An 18519-nucleotide genomic window follows, 5' to 3' on the forward strand; every position below is an offset into this window, starting at 1 on the left:
TTATTCTACCTCCGTTAAACATTTAGCCACTTCGTAAAATATTTGCACTCCATTTGCCAAATGACGTGCATCAGACCATTCCTCTGGACAATGACTTAGTCCTGCTTTACTTGGAACAAAAAGCATGCCAACTTCAGTCACATCTGAAAAAACCATCGCATCATGACCTGCTCCACTATCAATGGAACAGTATGGAATTTCCAAATCAGAACTTTTATCTTTTAATAAATCCTTAATCTCATTACTCAATATCTTTGGCGGCATATACAACAGCTGTTCCGCCGTTGTATGGATCCCCTGTACCTGATAGGATTCGATTAATTCTTTCATCCGCCTGATGACATTGTTAATATGTTCTTCCTTGCTTGATCGAATATCTACCGAAAATACCACTTTATTCGGTATGACGTTTGCTCCATTTGGTAAAACATCTAGTCGTCCTGTCGTTATAACCGTTCCTTCTCCTTCCTCAATTGCAAAGCTCGGTAATTGAGAAATAATTTGAGCGGCAGCAACCAATGCGTCCGTACGGCGATCCATTGGGGTTGTGCCTGCATGTCCTGCCTTTCCTTCAATGGTTACTTCAAATTGAGTTAAACCAACAATAGCTTCTACAACACCAATGGGGATATTCTTCTCTTCAAGGATTGGTCCTTGTTCTATATGCAATTCGAGAAATGCTTTAATGCTATTGGGATTTCTTCTTTTCGGAAGAGAGAAATCCAGTCCAACTTTTGACATCGCTTTAATGGTTGTGATACCATCTTTATCCTTTAAATTTTTAAAACTTTCCTCACTAAGCGTTCCCACTATTCCTCTCGACCCCATTAGCCCTCCGCCAAAACGAGCTCCTTCTTCTTCAATCAGGGCAACGATTTCCAATGGATATTTAGGTGTTAATTGATTTTCTGAAAATAGGGCAGCCACTTCAAGTGCGACAATTACACCTGCTGGTCCGTCATACGCACCGCCATTTGGTACGGAATCAAAATGTGAACCTAACAGAACGCTTGGTGCATCTTTTAAAGTACCCTCAAGCTTTCCAAAAATATTTCCAAATCCATCTTCCTGTACTGTCAGGCCGTAATCCATCATTTTATTTTTTATATAATTACGTGTAAGCAAGTCTTCCTTGCTATACGTAAGCCGGGTAGTCCCTTCTCCGGGTGTTGATGTAAATTCGCCCAAATCACTTATTTGCTTTTCTATACGTTCGCTAAGACTCACTTAGAATCCCTCCTATTTTACAAGAATTGTACGAATATTCCTGCCAAAATAACCGACACGATTGTTACCGATATAAATCCGCCAACAAGCATCGGCGGCAGCATATGGCTTAGCAATGCTTCTTTTTCATTTTCATCTTTTGTTAATGAATTTACGACTTCATTGGTGATAATGTAATCAGCTGGAAATCCGTATAATGCTGTTAAAGATACAGCAAAGGCCATTTCTTTGCTGACTTTTAACAATTTCCCTGCTATGAATGAGAAGATATACATACCTATCACAGCTAAGATAATGCAAACAACAAGTGGGTAAAGAATCTCCATCATCATACTTGGTGTTGCATTTTTCAATCCATCAAAGACGAAAAGCATAAGAGCCATGATCGCAAATCCAAATCCATTTGCTTTTTGCAGTGTCTGTCTTTCCAAGAAACCGATACTTTTTCCGATAACCCCGAATAGTAAGCAAAGAACAAATGCATTTATAGATATAATCGGCTCTAATCCACTCGAAACTAGGTAAGCAAGTAAAGCAACAACTGCAAGTCTTAAAAATTTGAAATATTCCGTATTATATTTTTCAGGAAGTTTCTTGAACAGCTTAAGTTCCGTCATACCTTCTGCAGCGGATGCAGTTTCATCCTTTTTTACCGTTAACTTTCCATTGCGGTATTGCCCCAAAAGCTTCTTCCCTTCTTTCTTCAAGACAATTGAAGTTAAAGGATATCCAGCGAAGCCTTGCATTACATAAATAACAATGGCAAAAACGGACAAGCTCGTAAGTCCTGCATCTGCCGCTCCTTCTGACATGATTATTGAAGAAACCATACCTCCCACTAAAGGTGGAACCGCTACAAGGACAGTTTGCAGATCAAAAATAAAGATGCCAATTCCGAATAATAGTGCAACAATGCCAAGAATGCCAGATAAGGAGATGACAATCGTCTTCCATTGATTCACCAATTCCCTTATTGAAAGCAATGTCCCCATATTCGTGATCAATAAGTACATCATCATGGTTGCCACTACCGGTGGAACACCTGCTATTGAAACGATGTCTTGCGGAAAGAATGTCCAATAACCACATAGAAATAGGATCGCCGAAATGAAAACGGAAGGTACCCAGGCTTTTGTTCGAACCGCCACTATGTCCCCTACAAATAAAATCAGAATAACAATAACCAAAGCCAACATCTGTGACATATGAGTTCCCTCACCTTCCAAATTAATAGTTTGAATATTCTTATAAAATAATAACATTGAATAGTCTAAATTTAAAGATAATTTGATATTTTCAGGTAAATGTACACAGATAATAGGAAATGTAAGTGTTTTATTTCTGATTTCAAACACCAAATATTCTCAAATAATTATATGGTTGGGTATATCAAAATAATTTTTCTTTGGATACCTCTTTATCTCGGTAGTGACTAAAACAACTAACACAAACTAATCTAAACCTATTATTTCAAAAAGAAAAAGCCGTCTAAGGACAGCTCAGATTAATTAGTAATTAATATCCTGTTATTTTTCACTGTAAATAATCCGATATGTTAATTAATGTTGTAAAGGTTTGGGGGAATCAACAGTGGGGTGATCAGGCTGGTGCATTAAAGAGTCTTCTTGATGAAATTTTAAACGGAGCAGTTGGAATGGCATGGCAAGAGAAATGGGATGGTTGTTAGTCTGTGCCTATGATGCAGAACGAGTCCTGACTCGCTCAATACCGCACCGCATTATTATGTCAGGGGCTGAATCAACATTAATAGAATAAGAAATTTTCCTTTAGGCTCCTTTTTCTTTTTATAAAAGGCCGCTAATTGGCAGCCTTATTATAAAAAGAATCCAGTTAATAGATCTATCTCTAAAATTTTCATTTCCAATATGATACTATTTTTGACCAAGCCAAATACCCCGACAATTTTTTTAAGAGGATTTTCCTTTGTTTCAAAAAACCGTAAACACACTAACTCTAGGAACGTTTCTTTTCTAGCAACCGTTAATTAAGTAAGCGATAAATATTAATAAATGCCCATATTAAAATTAAGCCCCAAATCAATACTATTATTGATCCGACTATCCAATTCTTTGGCTTACCGTTTTTCATCATTTCTCCTGCCTTACTTTCACAGTCGGTTAATACTGACTTTGGTATCATCTTTAATGCAATAATTATTCCTAATGGAACAAGAATTACATCGTCTAAGTAACCAAGAATAGGTATGAAATCAGGTATTAGGTCTATCGGACTGAATGCATAAGCTACAACACAAGCCGTAAAAACTTTTGCATACCAAGGCACCCGTTCATCTTTAAAAGCAAAGTAAAGGATAAAAATCTGTCTTTTTAAATTTCCCGTCCAAGTCTTAATTTTCTTAAACATTTTATCTCCTAATTATAGTTAAGAATTTAATTCCATTATAACAAATAGGAATTACACTAACCTCCCCTCAAAAAAAACTAATCACGATTTGCTCTTGAATTCTTACGATTGATAGCCATTTCATTAACCATTATCTATTTAAGATCAGCATTACTCCTCTAGGATAGTTGTTTATCGAAACGTTGTCTTTACCTTTATCGAAGTATTGCAAGTAATTCCAATCATTATGTGTTAAAAAAAGGCATACTCCCTTTTTCGGGAATCATGCCTTTATGTAAGGAAAATAGATGTTGCAGGAAGTAACTAGCCTTTTCTATCAACATTCTAAATTAAATGATAGGTTTGACTTTGTATAGTATACTTATTGATTTTTTCCATGCTTGGTTCAAAGCCAATACCGGGCAATTCTGGAACACTGATTATTCCGTTTTCCACTGTTACTTCAGGGTCAGTAATATCTTCTGCCCAATAGAGGGAGGAAGCTGCGGTATCGCCGGGAAGCGTGAAGTTAGGCAGTGAAGTAATTGCAATATTATGTGCTCTTCCAATGCCTGATTCCAGCATACCCCCACACCAAAGCGGAATTTCATGTTCAAGACATAAATCATGGATTTTCCTGGATTCAGTCAAACCTCCGACACGGCCAATTTTGATATTAATAATTTTACAGCTGCCCAATTTAATAGCTTTCCTTGCATCCGCTAATGAGTGAATGCTTTCATCCAGGCAAATAGGTGTTTTTAACCTTGACTGTAAATCTGCATGGTCAATGATATCATTATAGGCAAGCGGCTGTTCAATCATCATTAAATTAAAATCATCCAAGGCGGATAACCCGTCTATATCTTGTAAGGCATAAGCTGAATTTGCATCTGCCATGAGCGGGATATCAGGATATACTTTTCTGACCTTGTCTATTAATTCAACATCCCAGCCGGGTTTGATTTTTAGTTTAAAGCGTTTATAGCCTTCACCGAGTCGAGCTTCTATTATATCTAGTGTCGAATCAATCGAATCCTGTATACCGATGCTTACCCCCACTTCAATTTTCTTTTTTGTTCCACCTAACGTATTTGAAAGAGAAGCACCCTGTTTTTTAGCATACAGATCCCAAACAGCACCCTCTAAAGCGGCTTTTGCCATGTAATTGCCGCGAATATGGGTGAAATATTTTTCGGAAATTTCATCAGGATGCTTGATTTCATTTTTAAGGATAATTGGAATTAGATAATCTTCGAGTATATGCCAGTTCGTTTTTAAGGTCTCTTCATTATACAAAGGGTCGAGCATCGCAACCGATTCAGCCCAACCGGAAATGCCATCATCACTTTTTGCTTCCACAAGGATAAAATCCCGATTGTATTCCGTCCCAAAGCTAGTTGTAAAGGGGTGAAGCAAGTCAAGCTTCAGATGCCTTAAAATAACTTGTTTAATTTTCACTAGTAGATTCTCCTTTTGGGGATAAAACTGTTTACCCCAGTCTTTTTAATAGCTGACAGCAGCATATTGTTAATTCATATTTAAATATAAACCTGCTTATTTCCTTGATAGCACATAAAACTGAACGGGAATTTCCGTCATGGAATTCTTCATAAAATCTGTTACCTGCCATTCTTGCTGAAATAAATCACTAAAAATGTCCCTCGTTTTCATCCGCCATTCATTAGCCACTTGAATATTTGTGGCTCTTATTGTTCGGAAGTCCTTTGGAATGGCCACAAAAGCTGTATCACATTCTTGTTCAGGCAGCGGAAGAGTGAAAGAAGGAACAGGCACTCCCTCATCAATGGCATCCCATTGGATAAGCGAGTTTTCTATCACAAAGTTCAACGGTAATCCTTGTCCGTTAGAATCCGTTTTCTCCTTTTTACCAATATGCCATTCGACAAGAAAGCGGTCAGAAGGAATTCCGCTGTTTAATAGATCTTCCATTTCACCATAGCAGTTTGGTATATAGGTGGAACATACCCCGCCAAGCTTGGCTATATTTAAATACCCATTAACACTTTCTAATGGATCGTATGTCCAGGTAATAAGGGAATAGCCGAGCTTTATCGCCTCGTCACGTTGTGCTGACTTTAACTTTTCCCCTATACCTTTGTTGCGAAATTGCTCATCAATTCCTAGAATATGTGAACAAAGATAGGCTGATTGCCCATTGAATCCCGGAAAGCTGTATTGAAATCCAATCAGCTTCTCCTCGCAATAAGCTCCTATAACCAAACCTCCGTTTTTCACAGCAGTTATGGTTTGGTGTGAAGGGATTGAGTCGGTTTCTCCCCAAATGGCGGATTCTAGCTTTCTTACTTCCTCTAGCTCTTCAATTCGATGAAGAGAACGAATTGCAATTTCATGTGTATTCGTCATGGTAAACCTCCTATGAAAAGCACAAGCGCCTTGATCGGCCCAACATAAGATGGACAAGTAAGTTCCACAGCTGACGGCTTATCTTGCAAGGCGCTGGAGCTATCTTTTAAATACTTTATGTTTACGAAATACTCTCTTATTTGTTATTCCACTTTACTGAAATCAGCCTCTTGCAATGGAATCACTTTTGTCCTCTTTACGATTTTATAACCTAGAAAAGCCAGGAAAAATAAAGGAAGCCCGATATAAGAAATTAAAATTCCATACCAGTCAATCTCAGGACCGAAAAATGCAGAGTAATTTTGCCCCAGGATAGCCGTAACACATAAAAATGTCGCTAATATCGGACCAAATGGATACCATTTTGATACATACGGCAAATCTTTTAAATCTCTTCCTTGTGCTATATATGCCTTCCGGAATCGATAATGTGTAATCGAAATTCCTAACCAGGATAAAAAGCCGGATAAACCTGCAGCATTCAATAACCAATTGTAAATCGTACCTTCACCGAAGAAAGAGGTCAGGAAAGCTGCCATCCCAACGATGGTAGAAAAGTACACAGCATTCACTGGAATGCCGCCTGAATTCACCTTTTTTAGAAACGAAGGAGCTTTGCCTTCTTTCGCCAGCACCCAAAGCACGCGAGAAGCTCCGTACATGGCCGAATTGCCCGCAGAAAGAACGGAAGTAAGAATGACAACATTCATAACAGAGGCAGCGATGGCTAGCCCTGCGTTTTGAAAAACTAGTGTAAAGGGACTTACCGCAATATCTTCAATATTCGAGCTTAACAAACGCGGATCATTATAGCTTATTAAAAATCCAATCACGATTATTGCCAATACATAAAACAAGAGCAGTCTCCAGAAAATTTGCTTGATGGCCTTTGGTATATTTTTTCTTGGGTTTTCACTCTCGCCGGCTGCAATTCCTACTAACTCGGTGCCTTGAAAGGCAAACCCGACCACCATAAAGACACTTATAACGGATAAAAAGCCTCCTTTAAACGGTGCCTCCCCTTTGGTGATATTTTCAAAACCTACAGCATCCCCTCCCATGATTCCTACAATCATTAATAACCCTACTGCGATAAAGATGATAATCGTCAAAACCTTTATAATGGCAAACCAGAATTCTGATTCTCCATATCCTTTTACCGATAAAATATTAAGGCCAAATATGAGTGCAAGAAATAATGCGCTCCAAATGATGCCCGGAACAGAAGGCAGCCAATATTTCATAATAAGGGAGGAAGCTGCTAATTCCAATGCGACTACGATTGCATTGTTATACCAATAGTTCCAGCCGATCGCAAATCCTAAAGCCGGATCGACAAACCTTGATGTATATGTACTAAAAGAGCCTGTAATAGGAATAAGGGCAGCCATTTCGGCTAAGCTTGTCATCAGGAAGAAAACCATGATTCCGGCAATTATATAGGCGGCTACAGCTCCTCCCGGACCCGCAGTATGAATAATGGAACCGCTTGCTAAAAATAGCCCTGTTCCAATGGTTCCGCCGATTGCGATCATTGAAAGATGCCTTGGTTTGAGTTTTCGCTCCAGTTGTTTTTCTTCAGCAGCTGTTTGGTCCCCGGTTTGTGATGTTAGTGCGGTATTTTCCATAAAACACCCCTTCATTAATTTTCTAAGTTATTCTCCTGCCGTCATCATTACTGTGTTAATTAAAATTTTCGTTCCATAAATAAGTGCTTTTAAATTGAACATCATATCCGGATGATGCAGACCAGGCGTTAGATCGCAACCTAACCCTATCATGGTTGCTGTTAATTCAGGATTTTTGGCTGTATAAAAATGAAAATCCTCGCCTCCTTGAGAAACACAGACCGGAACGACATTTTCCGCCCCAAGGATATCTTCTATTGCGGCCTCAGCCAGCTTTATCGCTTTTTCATGCAAGGTTGCAGCGGGGACATATTCTTCGGCTGACCAGGAGATGGATGTTTCAGTTTGTTCCATTGTCTGGTCAATAGCATCCTTCGTTAAGCGATTCAGTTCATTCATTACATCATTAGACTGCGCTCTGGCATCAATAGCAAAGAAAGCTGTTTCCGGGATGACGTTTGATGCTTTGTTGTTTGTTTCAAATTGAGTCATTTTGATGGAATAAGGAGTTTCGGTTTCCAGATTAATCTGCTGTAATTTTTGGACAAGCAAAGCTGCTGCCTCGATTACATTTATTCCATCTTGCGGACGGGAAGCATGGGCCTGAATGCCTTTGATTGTTCCCCTTATTGTTTCGGCTGAGCCATGGACAATGACGGGGGAAGCCTTCATATAAGGAACTTCCGTACTGGGTCTTACATGAATCCCGAATAAATATGTAACATTCTCCAACGCGCCATCATTGATCATTTGAAGAGCGCCTTCCCCTTTTTCTTCCGCAGGCTGAAATATAAATCGGAGAGTGTGTTTAGGCCGGATTCCGCAGGAGGCAATGGCCAATGCTGTATATAAAACCATTGTGCTATGTGCGTCGTGTCCACATGAATGATTTGCCTTTACAACTCCATCTACTTCCTGAACAAGCGCATCCATATCAGCCCTTAATGCCACAATCTTTTTTGAGATGCCTGGAATCTCGGCAATGATTCCATAATGGCCTTGAAATGTTTTTACGGTTATTCCCGCTTCCCTAAGACATTTTAAAATATAGCTAGACGTTCTTTTCTCCTGCCAGCTTGGCTCAGCTAAGGAATGCAGGTCATGATAGGACTTCAACAATAATTCTTGATGCTGATCAATATATTGAATCGGGTTCATAATGATGCACCTCCCCCTTTACATGAATTTAAACTCATTCATTAAACACTTCATAACTTGAATATAACCTTTCTAATTTTTGCTGATGGGTATATATCCGTTTTGCGTCTTTTTGATGTATGCCTGCAATAACCAAGTCCAATAAGCTAATGACGGAAGCGATTGAATTCGTTCCGGTTTCTGCGTTTTCTTCAGTTGTCAGTGCAATATCAGAGATACGTCCAACAGGTGACAGGAGGCGGTCTGTAACTGAAATTAAACAAACTCCTTGTTCTTTTGCACACTCCGCAACTTTTAATGTTTCATTCGCATATCTTGGAAGGGAAAAAACAACTATCACAGATTTGTTAGTGAGATTACAAAACTTTTCATAGAAGTCGCCTGTTGGTGAACATAAACTTACATTTTCCCTTAATGAACTTAACGTATAGGAGAACCAATAGGCGGCGGCATGGGAAATCCGGTGCCCTGCAATTAATATTTGGTCAGCCTTGATCAAGACATCGACCGCTTTCCATATATCCTGAACGTTCGTATGATCTAATAGATGTCTTAAAATATGAACTTCGTTTTCTATCACTTTGGTAAATGGATCTTGCTTGTCATCAATGCTAAGAATGGAATCACTATTGGATATATCCGTTTGGTTTTGGTGCAGCAGCTGTTTTTGAATTCTATCCTGCATTTTACTAAACCCTTCAAATCCCAATGAATAGGAAAACCGAATGACCGTTGTTTCACTAACCTCAGCTTCCCGCCCAATTTGAAAAGCCGTTTTAAAGGCAGCTTGATCCAAATTTTCAATCAGGTAAGCGGCAACCTTTTTTTGACCTGTCGATAGATGGTCAAATCTTTCTTTCACTAATAATTTAAATGGTAGATTTTCCACAATATCACTCCTTTCCGGTGAATCAAATACTTCTTTTTAATAAAATGATGAAGGTAATACTTCTTTGTTTTATACACTATCACAATTTAATTAGAAAAAGAAGAAGTTTTTGATTTTTTTGATAATTATTAACTTCGAACTTCCCTACAGTTTTTTATAAAATAATATTCCCGTAGATTTCCCAAATCCGCTCCCTTTCCGCCGACTGTCTGCCAAGCCTCCTCGACCCAAGCGTCTGTGGGGTCTAGGCTAGCCAGTTTTTCGGCAGGAGTGTCGCAAATTTCTTTAACCTAATATGGATTACAGTACAAAAACATGAAGGATAATCCAGTCTTAAACTTGGTTCGGAATGGACCAGCCTGACAGTTTCTATTTAAAAAACGTTCCCGGTGATTGGATCGGAAGGTGCGAGACTCCTGCGGGAAAAGCGTGTCTAGGGAAGACCCCGCAGGCGGAAGCCGAGGAGGCTCCCCAGACCGCCCGCGGAAAGCGAGTACCTGAAGTGGAAATCAAATCCACCACCAAATTACATTTCTTGGTTCGGGTCTCTAATTACTTTATTTGTAAAATCAATAACTTCATTGACATTAAGATATATGTTAGAATATTCTGTAGTTTCAACTTATTCAAGGGGGGCTATTTAATGGGGGAATCATCTAAAGGACACGAACTTTTACAAGTTATAACGGAAGGGAAACAGCCTCCGAATTGTGATTTAACGTTACAGATTGAAGCAAATTATGCCCAGGATGGAATTGCGAGAGGTGTATGGAAAGTAGATGAAAAGTTTATTAATGGAATTGGTGTAGCAATGGGTGGATTTGTCACTTCTGCAGCAGATATTATGATGGCTTATGCGATATCATCTAAATTAAGCATCGGACAATCCTTCGCATCGATTGATTTACATACTACCTTTCATCGACCAGTAAGATTAGGAGACGTACAAGTTGAAGCAAAAGTAGACCGAATCGGAAAAAAAACAGCTTATGTACTTGCAGATTTATTTCAAAATGATAAAAAAGTGGCAAGCGTTGTGTCATCAGTTATGATCCTTTAAACCATAAAAAAAAGCATGTTGCACAAAAAAGCCCTTCGTAACATGCTTCTTTCATTTAGACATTCGATAAAATCAAGAGAGCACAAGATTCACCGCTTCGCCTAATCACCTCATTGTAAATCAATTTTATATTTTCTTTGGATAGACACCTCATCAAACAAGCCATCGCAGCACAAGGCTTTGGAGATCCATGGTGAATAGACCGTAATCAATGACGACCATTTCATCATTCTCGTTATATCCGACATTATCCAAACGCAAATCTATTGGGATAATACCGTGCCTCAGGAATTTCAATTCCAAACTGATCAGTTTCGTATATTCCTTGATTGCAAACGGCACTTTCGTGTCTACCTTCTTCATGATAATCCAGCCCGTCCCATGCTCCTTAACCGGACAAATATCCTTTTTGACTTCCTCATTACAGTTATTATAGATATAAGCTTCATTTGCATTGCTTATTAGTCCTACTTGTGACAATGCAATTTTTAAAATATAGCCATTATTTAAATCATAGACGACCCGATTAAAACCATACCCGATCATTTTATACTTGAACTTTAGCGTTTTTCTGGCGGTAGATACTAATTGTCCAGCGGTTATATAAATTTGGAATTTCCCTATTTGAGATATCCATGACTCAATGGCTTTTATCTCTTGCATGGACAGCATTGCACTTTTATTCGGCTGATGTAACCTTTCCTTACCATTGTTAATTGGCCACAACATTCCCTAAACGTCTCCTTTTTTTAAGATTTATTACTAGAGAGATGGGTTTCCAGTGGGCTGTTACAATAAGAAGATACGATAATAAGTAAAAGATTGTGTTTTGAACATTTTCTGAAAACAAACCACTATTACACATTTATCATCCATAAAAAAGTATCTTACCAGTTTCTTACGAATCTCTCTTCGTAACAAGATATGATATTTATGAAAAATGGCTTGTACAATTACTGAGAAATTAACATACAACAAGAATGCCCTGGTATCCCAATGTGTCCAACTCTTCCCATCCGTTGATTCACCTTCCTATACCTTAAGAAAGAGCAGCTGAATTATAGTAAAGTCCGTTTTCCTTTAACAAAAGATATGAAAAGACAGATGACAAATAGTTTGCCATCTGTCCAGCTATACTTTACTTCGACTTTGAATTAATAATAATTAAATTTTTTTAAAAGTGCGTATGAAGATCAACTAAAAAACTTAACCATCCTTTATACTTCAATCCTAAAGCTGTGAGTTCACACAAGGGTTATGTTCGGCTTACAAAAGCGCATTTTTGATCACATACATTAATTTATCTCACTTATTCAAAAACTCTTCTAATTCTTCAGAAGTTGGATAAGAAGACTGTGTACCACGTTTAGTGACACTTAAAGCAGCATATGCTGTAGCCATTTTTATAGCATGAAGTACTTCGCCATTTTTCACAAAGAAATGTGCAAAACATCCTATAAATGCATCTCCAGCGCCAGTAGTATCATTCGCAGTTACTTTATGTGACTCGACAGTTTGAGTTTTTTCCTTTGTTACCCACATGACGCCCTTGCTTCCCATTGTCACAATGACATTTTTTACTCCTTTTTTAATTAACCCGGACGCTGCTTCTCTAATTTGGGCCTCAGAGGCCACAGGCATTCCTGTTAAAATCTCCAATTCGCTCTCATTCGGAATAAAAAAGTCACTTTTGCACACATAATCAAAATCAAGTTCTTTTGATGCCGGTGCAGGATTCAAAATGACCGGAATGCCATGCTCATAACCAAATTCAATTGCACGGTAAACGGTTGGAAGCGGGATTTCCAGCTGAAGGACAATTAACGAGGCTGTCTTAAGTTTATCAGTTGCTCGCTCCACGTCTTCCGGCTTCAGGTGTTGGTTTGCTCCCTTAATAATCAGGATGCGATTTTTTGATTCTTGATCGACAAAAATCGGTGCAACACCGCTTGATATGCCGCTGACTTTATTGGTAAACTCAGTATCTATTCCGTGGCTTTCGAGGTTTTGAATGGTGTTATCGGCAAAGAGATCATCGCCAACCTTTGTTACCAACATAACTTTTGAGCCCATTTTGGCAGCTGCCACTGCCTGATTTGCTCCTTTCCCCCCACATCCAATCTTAAAGTCAGGCGCCTCAAGTGTTTCTCCTTCTTTCGGCATCTTATCAATGTATGAGATCAAATCAACCATGTTAGATCCAATTACTGCTATATCCATTTCCTTTTCCCCCTTATTTCTTCCCGGTTATAATCGTGAAAGACCTCTCTTCCCCTACTCCGAGCGTAATCAATGTTCCAGCTTTTTCTGCAGCGTTGAAGCCTTCTGGACGGCATGTTGCAGGCAGCACGAATGATGCAACTTGCTGATTTGCATTATGTAATACCCACCTTGTGGCATAATTCAATTCCGCTGTTGAAAAACTTGTAAAGAAAGTAACTCCATCGGGAGAAGCCATTTCAAACTCAACTTCTTCCTGATATAAATTCAGCTCATCCCCAAAAAATACGATCTCTGGATCATACATTTCCGGATTGTTTAATACTGTGAGCGATTCTTCGCCATTTAGCAGCTTCTTATTATAAACCAACCATTTTTCTGTCGGCTTTACATGGCCTGGAATCGATTCTCTAAGCTTGAAAACATCGTCTGGAATGTTCTGCTTCATAACGGCATTTTCTAAATATGAATAGTTGGTGTGGCACATATACTGAAGGGGCATTTCTGCACCCGATAAATTTTTTACATTCATGCTCATTTTAATAAAACCTTTTTCTTTGAACATTTCAACACTCGGAGTGGCAAGATAATGGTGACCGAACCCTTTGACATACTCTGTCTGACCAATTACTTTTATACCAATATCCGTTACTTCAATCCAAGCTCTATCCATCTCGGCACATGGCATTTCTCCATGCATTTCATGGTCATCATTCGATCCCGGACAGCCATTGCTGATTAATCCAGAATGAAAGGCAAAACATCCATATGTATCTACGATCCTCTCAACCTTTTTAGGTTGAGAGAACATGCTCTTCATTTTAAGATCTACACCGTCAAATTCCAAATCCCAAATCATCTGACCCATATATGGGAGGACAACCATTCTTCCTCGTGAATTTGTTAGCTCAATCGCTTCAATACCTGATGGATAGCGGAATAAGTTTACACCGAATTCATTGTTGGTAAAAAAGACTGTTTTGTTCTCCTTAAAATAGTCCCGTTGCAGTTCAATTGTTCCCATCATGCTTTCCATCATGCTTTCCATCCCTTTCCTAATTATATCCAAAAAGGACAGCAAAGTTTAACTGTCCTGGTCAGATGACAATTTTCTAAATTAGACTGATTCCACTGGCTTTTCTGAAGGCTGGACCGATGCACTTTGCTTTTTCATTTCACCGAAGAAATAGCAACCGACGTAGATAAAGCATGCCATCGATACAAGAAATGCTAATTGCATGGAACCGAAGAAATCAGATACAAACCCTTGAACTGCAGGGATGACCGCTCCGCCTACAATAGCCATGACGAGGATTGCTCCTGCCGTTTCTGTATATTTCTTCTCTTTTATAACTTCAAGTGTTTCAGCATAAATCGTCGCCCAGCATGGTCCAAACAGCATGCTGACAGCAACTGCAGCGTACACTGCCGTCATGTTCGGAACAAAAGCCACATACGCAAGAAGAGCTGAACCAATGACGGAGTAGCTAACCAATACCTTAGATGGAGAAAAGCGGGTCATCAAGAAATTGGCTATGAACTTACCTACAAAGAAAGCACTAAAGCTATATACCATAAAGGTTGAAGCTGTACGCTCGTTGATGTCAGGATTTAAATCGAGCGCAAGCCGAATGGTAAATGACCAAACCGTTACTTGCATACCGACGTATAAAAATTGTGCAGCAATTCCGTTCCGGAAGCGTTTGTTTCCACCTAAGTATTTCAGTGTTTCTATGATTCCAGGTGTTTTCCCTGTAACTTTGCTGCTATTCACTTCCGGCTTACAGGACGGGAACTTAGTGAAAATAAACAGTACAAGTATACCGATAAGGACAAAAATCATATATCTGTAGGGTTCTAGAGTATTTTCAAGCATTTTCAATCCAAAAGCCTGTGCCTCCGCAGGAGACATAGTCGCCAATTGCGCCTCAAGACTTGCTCCTTTCTGGAAAACAAGGTATTTCCCAAGTAAAATTCCTGAAATCGCACCAATTGGATAAAATGTTTGGCTAATATTCAATCGAAGAATCGCATACTTGCGCGGGCCAATCATGGAACTATATGTATTTGCAGCTGTCTCAAGAAAACCTAAGCCAATTGCGATGGAAAAAATAGCAAATAAAAACATTGTATAGGTAGCCATATGCGAAGCTGGGTAAAACAATGAGCATCCCACAATATAGAAAAGCAAGCCTGTAATTATGGCAAACTTATAATTAGTTTTCTTTATTACCATTGAAGCAGGTATTGCTATCAGAAAATATCCTCCATAAAAAGCACTCTGTACTAAAGCACTCGCAAAATCACTTAACTCAAACACATGTTTGAACTGTGCAATCAAAATATCGTTCAAACTGGCAGCTACCGCCCATAAAGGAAAAAGCAAAGACAACAGGATAAACTGAACAAAAGGTGTACGATTCAAATAACCATCTGGCAGCTGAATTATGTTTTGTTTTTTCATTCTCTAACATCCCCTTGTGTCTATAGTTTTTTTAAGCGCTTATGCAATTCTTAATCAGAATCAGTATCCATCCAATACTGCTTCACCTTTCATAATCCTCACGCCCGAGCTTGCACCGACACGAGTAGCGCCAGCCTCAGCCATCGACTTCAAATCTTTTAAATCACGAATTCCCCCGGATGCCTTTACACCAGCCTTATCCTTAACAATCTTATGCATTAATGCAACATCCTCTACCGTTGCTCCCCCTGTTGAGAATCCAGTAGATGTTTTCACAAAATCGGCGCCTGCACGAAGTGAAATTTCGCAAGCAAGAACCTTCTCTTCTTCAGTAAGCAGTGATGTTTCGATGATCACTTTGACAAGTGCCCTAGTTTTAACAGCATCAACCACTGCACGAATGTCAGCTTCAACCTCCTCATATTCGCCTGATTTCAATAAACCAATCGCTATGACCATATCCACTTCTTCGGCGCCATTTTGAATAGCATTCTCTGATTCAATCACTTTTACAGCAGTCGTTGACGCTCCTAGAGGAAAACCAATGACTGTACATACCTTCACATCGCTTCCTTTTAGCTTCTCTGCTGCCGTTTTCACCCAGACTGGGTTTACACAAACGGAAGCAAAGCCATATTCTCTAGCTTCTTCACAAAGATTCACTATCTGTTCTTTTGTTGCCTCAGCCTTTAAAAAGGTATGGTCAATCATTTTTGCAGTACTCATTTTAATCTCTCCTCTTTCTCTAGTTAAAATAAAACGCTTTCAATATATAAAAAGGTATCGGGCGACCAGATGGGTTAAACTCCTAGTCCCCTTTTCATATAATCAGAATGTATGATCCACTGACCGGCAAGAATCCCTGATTTTAAGCTCTGGAGACAATAGATACTCCCGCTTCGGAAGCTCTCCTTTGAAACAGATCCGCTCATGCAAAAGCATAAAGGCAATCTCTCCTATAGCATTCATTGGCCTTGCAACTACACTAAGTTTCGGGCTCAAAAATGTCGCTATATCCACATCATCAAAACCTATAAATGACACCTCGCTGCCAAGCCTCCAGTTTAAATCGGCCAGCGCTTTCATACAGCCGATAGTCATCATATTGTTGGAAGAAAAAATAGCAGTTGGCCTATCATCAAGCTCAAACAGCTTTTCAGTACACTGATAGCCACTTTGCTCTCCGAAATCTCCATTAATGACATTACGTTCATCCAATTCAATGTTGTAGTCATCTAGGGCATGTTTATAACCCAAGAACCGTTCTAGCCCAGGGGTCGTGTTCTGTGGACCGCATATAATCGCTATCTTTTCATGCCCCTGAAGAATCAATTGCTGGACAGCCTGATAGGCCCCCTTCTTGTTATCAACAAGAACAGTATCCACTTCAAATTTTTTGATGCTTCGATCAACTGCTACTACAGGAATTCCCTGTTCTTCAAGCAGTTTTAGGTGCTCACCATCTTCATTGGCCGTAGTGATAATCACACCATCCACACCTCGCTCAATAAAATTTCTCACAATCTCTTCCTCGATTTTTGGGGATTCATTTGTACTGCTTAAAATAGTAAAGTATTCTTTTTCACGAGCTTTTTGTTCAATCCCTGCCATAACAAGCGGAAAGAACGGGTTCATAATATCAGGTACAATGACCCCGATTGTATTCGTTTCTTTTCGCTTCATTGTTCTTGCTGCAGCACTGCGAATATAGCCCAGTTCCTCAATGGCCTTTAGAATACGCTCTTCCGTTACTTTCCGAACGCCTCCTTGGTTATTAATGACCCGGGATACAGTTGCAATAGAAACGTTTGCAAGGTTTGCAACATCCTGAATATTTGGCTTTGACTCCATCTTTTAACACCTCAAAATGTAAACGTTTAGATTTTTTAAAAAAAATGAGTATAAAACAAATAAAAATCATAAAATTAATTACATTTAAAATGTAAACGTTTAGATTATTCTTGAAATTAGATTACCAGGTTGTTTGTGTAATAGCAAGTTTTTTTGTATGCGGTTACATGGAATTTTTTTACCAAGTCACTTGGATGATTTACTTTCACGTCTTTTTTACCATTTCTAGGTTACTTCCTTTTTCCGCTTAGCCCTTTAACTTTCATTCTTTTTTTTATTTTTATAATGGGTTAAGTTAATCCGCACAAGATGGACCTTTGGGTACTCCCCTTTCCTTCTTTTGCAAAGAAAATGGTATATTATACTTTGACATCAACGTTTTAAGACAAGGAGTGATGAAGTATCCGTAAAAGATGGATCATTTCAACAATTGTTGGGTTATTGCTTATTTGTATAAGTGTAATTGCCTACAATTATTTCGGGAGCGATCAAACTGAAAAAGGGAAAAATGCGGAGGCCAAGGAATCCAAAATTCCTGAGGTGGAGGAATATGGCGGGATCCATCTTAAAGAAGTCGGCGATAAGGTTCGCCAAAAAAATTGGGGATCATTCACATTACTAGAATCGAAGTCTATTAATGAGTCATTTGAATTGGCACCGATGGTCATCACAGTCAAGGATATCCGCAGGATTCAATTATCATCACTCACAGATGAAGCAAAGGAGGAGCTCAAGTTCTATACAGGATTGAGTTTTGAAGAGGCCTATTCGATATATTATAAAGAGAATTTATCCATGGAGGAAATCGATCAACAGGCGGCGTTGTCTAAAACGGATATCGATGAAGAGGTTTCTTATCTGGAGATAACTTATTCTATTGAAAATAAAGATTCGAAGGAACTTCAGTTCTTCAGCATGGAAAATGTTACTTTCAATGATGATCTTACATATGATGTGCCTTCTAAAAATTTCATCCATTCCGGGGATACTTTTATAGGGACAAAAAAAGTAAGTCGATCAGATTACCAACCAGGAGAATTGAGAAAAGGCACAATTGGTTTATTGGTTGATCCAGAGGCAAAATTAGATCGGCTCGATTCCTTTTCATTCACTACCGATGATATAGCGGATGGTGAGTCTCATGAATTACTGGTGGATGGGACTTCATTTGAAATTCCCCTAAAAGAAAAGTAGTTTTATAGTCTATAAACCCTAAATAAGGGGAACCTCGAAAAAAGGTTTCACTTATTTAAGGTTTCATCTGAGCTCA

Annotated in this window: 16 protein-coding genes; 2 read left to right on the forward strand and 14 right to left on the reverse strand. The window is 39.0% G+C overall.

The window, feature by feature from the left end:
* The 8 genes from LQ188_RS08085 to LQ188_RS08120 form a co-directional block, all read right to left on the reverse strand.
* Nucleotides 1-1227: a Zn-dependent hydrolase gene (locus tag LQ188_RS08085; protein ID WP_230176506.1), complete on the reverse strand. Its 1227-nt coding sequence runs from the start codon at nucleotides 1225-1227 to the stop codon at nucleotides 1-3.
* Between the two features lie 17 nt (nucleotides 1228-1244).
* Nucleotides 1245-2432, reverse strand: coding sequence for a hypothetical protein (locus LQ188_RS08090; protein ID WP_095390129.1), 1188 nt, complete (start codon nucleotides 2430-2432; stop codon nucleotides 1245-1247).
* Between the two features lie 796 nt (nucleotides 2433-3228).
* Nucleotides 3229-3612, reverse strand: coding sequence for a YkvA family protein (locus tag LQ188_RS08095; protein WP_230176507.1), 384 nt, complete (start codon nucleotides 3610-3612; stop codon nucleotides 3229-3231).
* Between the two features lie 324 nt (nucleotides 3613-3936).
* The gene (gene menC, locus LQ188_RS08100; RefSeq protein WP_230176508.1) at nucleotides 3937-5052 is read right to left on the reverse strand and encodes an o-succinylbenzoate synthase; all 1116 of its coding nucleotides are present in this window, start codon (nucleotides 5050-5052) and stop codon (nucleotides 3937-3939) included.
* A 96-nt stretch (nucleotides 5053-5148) separates the two neighbouring features.
* Complete coding sequence (locus tag LQ188_RS08105) at nucleotides 5149-5979, reverse strand: GNAT family N-acetyltransferase (protein WP_230176509.1); 831 nt, start codon at nucleotides 5977-5979, stop codon at nucleotides 5149-5151.
* Between the two features lie 143 nt (nucleotides 5980-6122).
* A complete protein-coding gene (locus LQ188_RS08110; RefSeq protein WP_101221686.1) occupies nucleotides 6123-7607 on the reverse strand; it encodes an amino acid permease in 1485 nt (494 codons plus the stop codon).
* 27 nt (nucleotides 7608-7634) lie between these two features.
* Nucleotides 7635-8765, reverse strand: a complete 1131-nt coding sequence (locus LQ188_RS08115) for an amidohydrolase (RefSeq protein WP_230176510.1) — start codon at nucleotides 8763-8765, stop codon at nucleotides 7635-7637.
* Between the two features lie 34 nt (nucleotides 8766-8799).
* Nucleotides 8800-9654, reverse strand: a complete 855-nt coding sequence (locus LQ188_RS08120) for a MurR/RpiR family transcriptional regulator (RefSeq protein WP_101221684.1) — start codon at nucleotides 9652-9654, stop codon at nucleotides 8800-8802.
* A 643-nt stretch (nucleotides 9655-10297) separates the two neighbouring features.
* Between LQ188_RS08120 and LQ188_RS08125 the strand changes: the two genes are divergently transcribed.
* Nucleotides 10298-10714: a PaaI family thioesterase gene (locus tag LQ188_RS08125; RefSeq protein WP_137018010.1), complete on the forward strand. Its 417-nt coding sequence runs from the start codon at nucleotides 10298-10300 to the stop codon at nucleotides 10712-10714.
* Nucleotides 10715-10867: 153 nt separating this feature from the next.
* Here the strand turns inward: LQ188_RS08125 and LQ188_RS08130 are convergent, their stop codons facing one another.
* From LQ188_RS08130 to LQ188_RS08155, 6 genes are all read right to left on the reverse strand, one after another.
* A complete protein-coding gene (locus tag LQ188_RS08130) occupies nucleotides 10868-11443 on the reverse strand; it encodes a hypothetical protein (protein ID WP_101221681.1) in 576 nt (191 codons plus the stop codon).
* A gap of 576 nt (nucleotides 11444-12019) precedes the next feature.
* Entirely contained in the window at nucleotides 12020-12934 is a 915-nt protein-coding gene (rbsK, locus tag LQ188_RS08135; protein ID WP_230176511.1) for a ribokinase, read from the reverse strand.
* A gap of 13 nt (nucleotides 12935-12947) precedes the next feature.
* Nucleotides 12948-13973: an aldose 1-epimerase family protein gene (locus LQ188_RS08140; protein WP_230176512.1), complete on the reverse strand. Its 1026-nt coding sequence runs from the start codon at nucleotides 13971-13973 to the stop codon at nucleotides 12948-12950.
* Between the two features lie 78 nt (nucleotides 13974-14051).
* On the reverse strand, nucleotides 14052-15398 hold the full coding sequence (gene fucP / locus LQ188_RS08145; RefSeq protein ID WP_230176513.1) for an L-fucose:H+ symporter permease: 1347 nt from the start codon (nucleotides 15396-15398) through the stop codon (nucleotides 14052-14054).
* Between the two features lie 60 nt (nucleotides 15399-15458).
* The gene (gene deoC, locus LQ188_RS08150; RefSeq protein WP_137018014.1) at nucleotides 15459-16130 is read right to left on the reverse strand and encodes a deoxyribose-phosphate aldolase; all 672 of its coding nucleotides are present in this window, start codon (nucleotides 16128-16130) and stop codon (nucleotides 15459-15461) included.
* 96 nt (nucleotides 16131-16226) lie between these two features.
* The gene (locus LQ188_RS08155) at nucleotides 16227-17249 is read right to left on the reverse strand and encodes a LacI family DNA-binding transcriptional regulator (protein ID WP_230176514.1); all 1023 of its coding nucleotides are present in this window, start codon (nucleotides 17247-17249) and stop codon (nucleotides 16227-16229) included.
* 441 nt (nucleotides 17250-17690) lie between these two features.
* Here LQ188_RS08155 and LQ188_RS08160 point away from each other — a divergent pair, with 441 nt between their 5' ends.
* Nucleotides 17691-18443, forward strand: a complete 753-nt coding sequence (locus tag LQ188_RS08160; protein ID WP_230176515.1) for a hypothetical protein — start codon at nucleotides 17691-17693, stop codon at nucleotides 18441-18443.
* The last annotated feature ends 76 nt before the right edge of the window (nucleotides 18444-18519 follow it).

Origin of the sequence: Peribacillus sp. Bi134, assembly GCF_918698065.1 — a bacterium.
Lineage (GTDB): Bacteria > Bacillota > Bacilli > Bacillales > DSM-1321 > Peribacillus.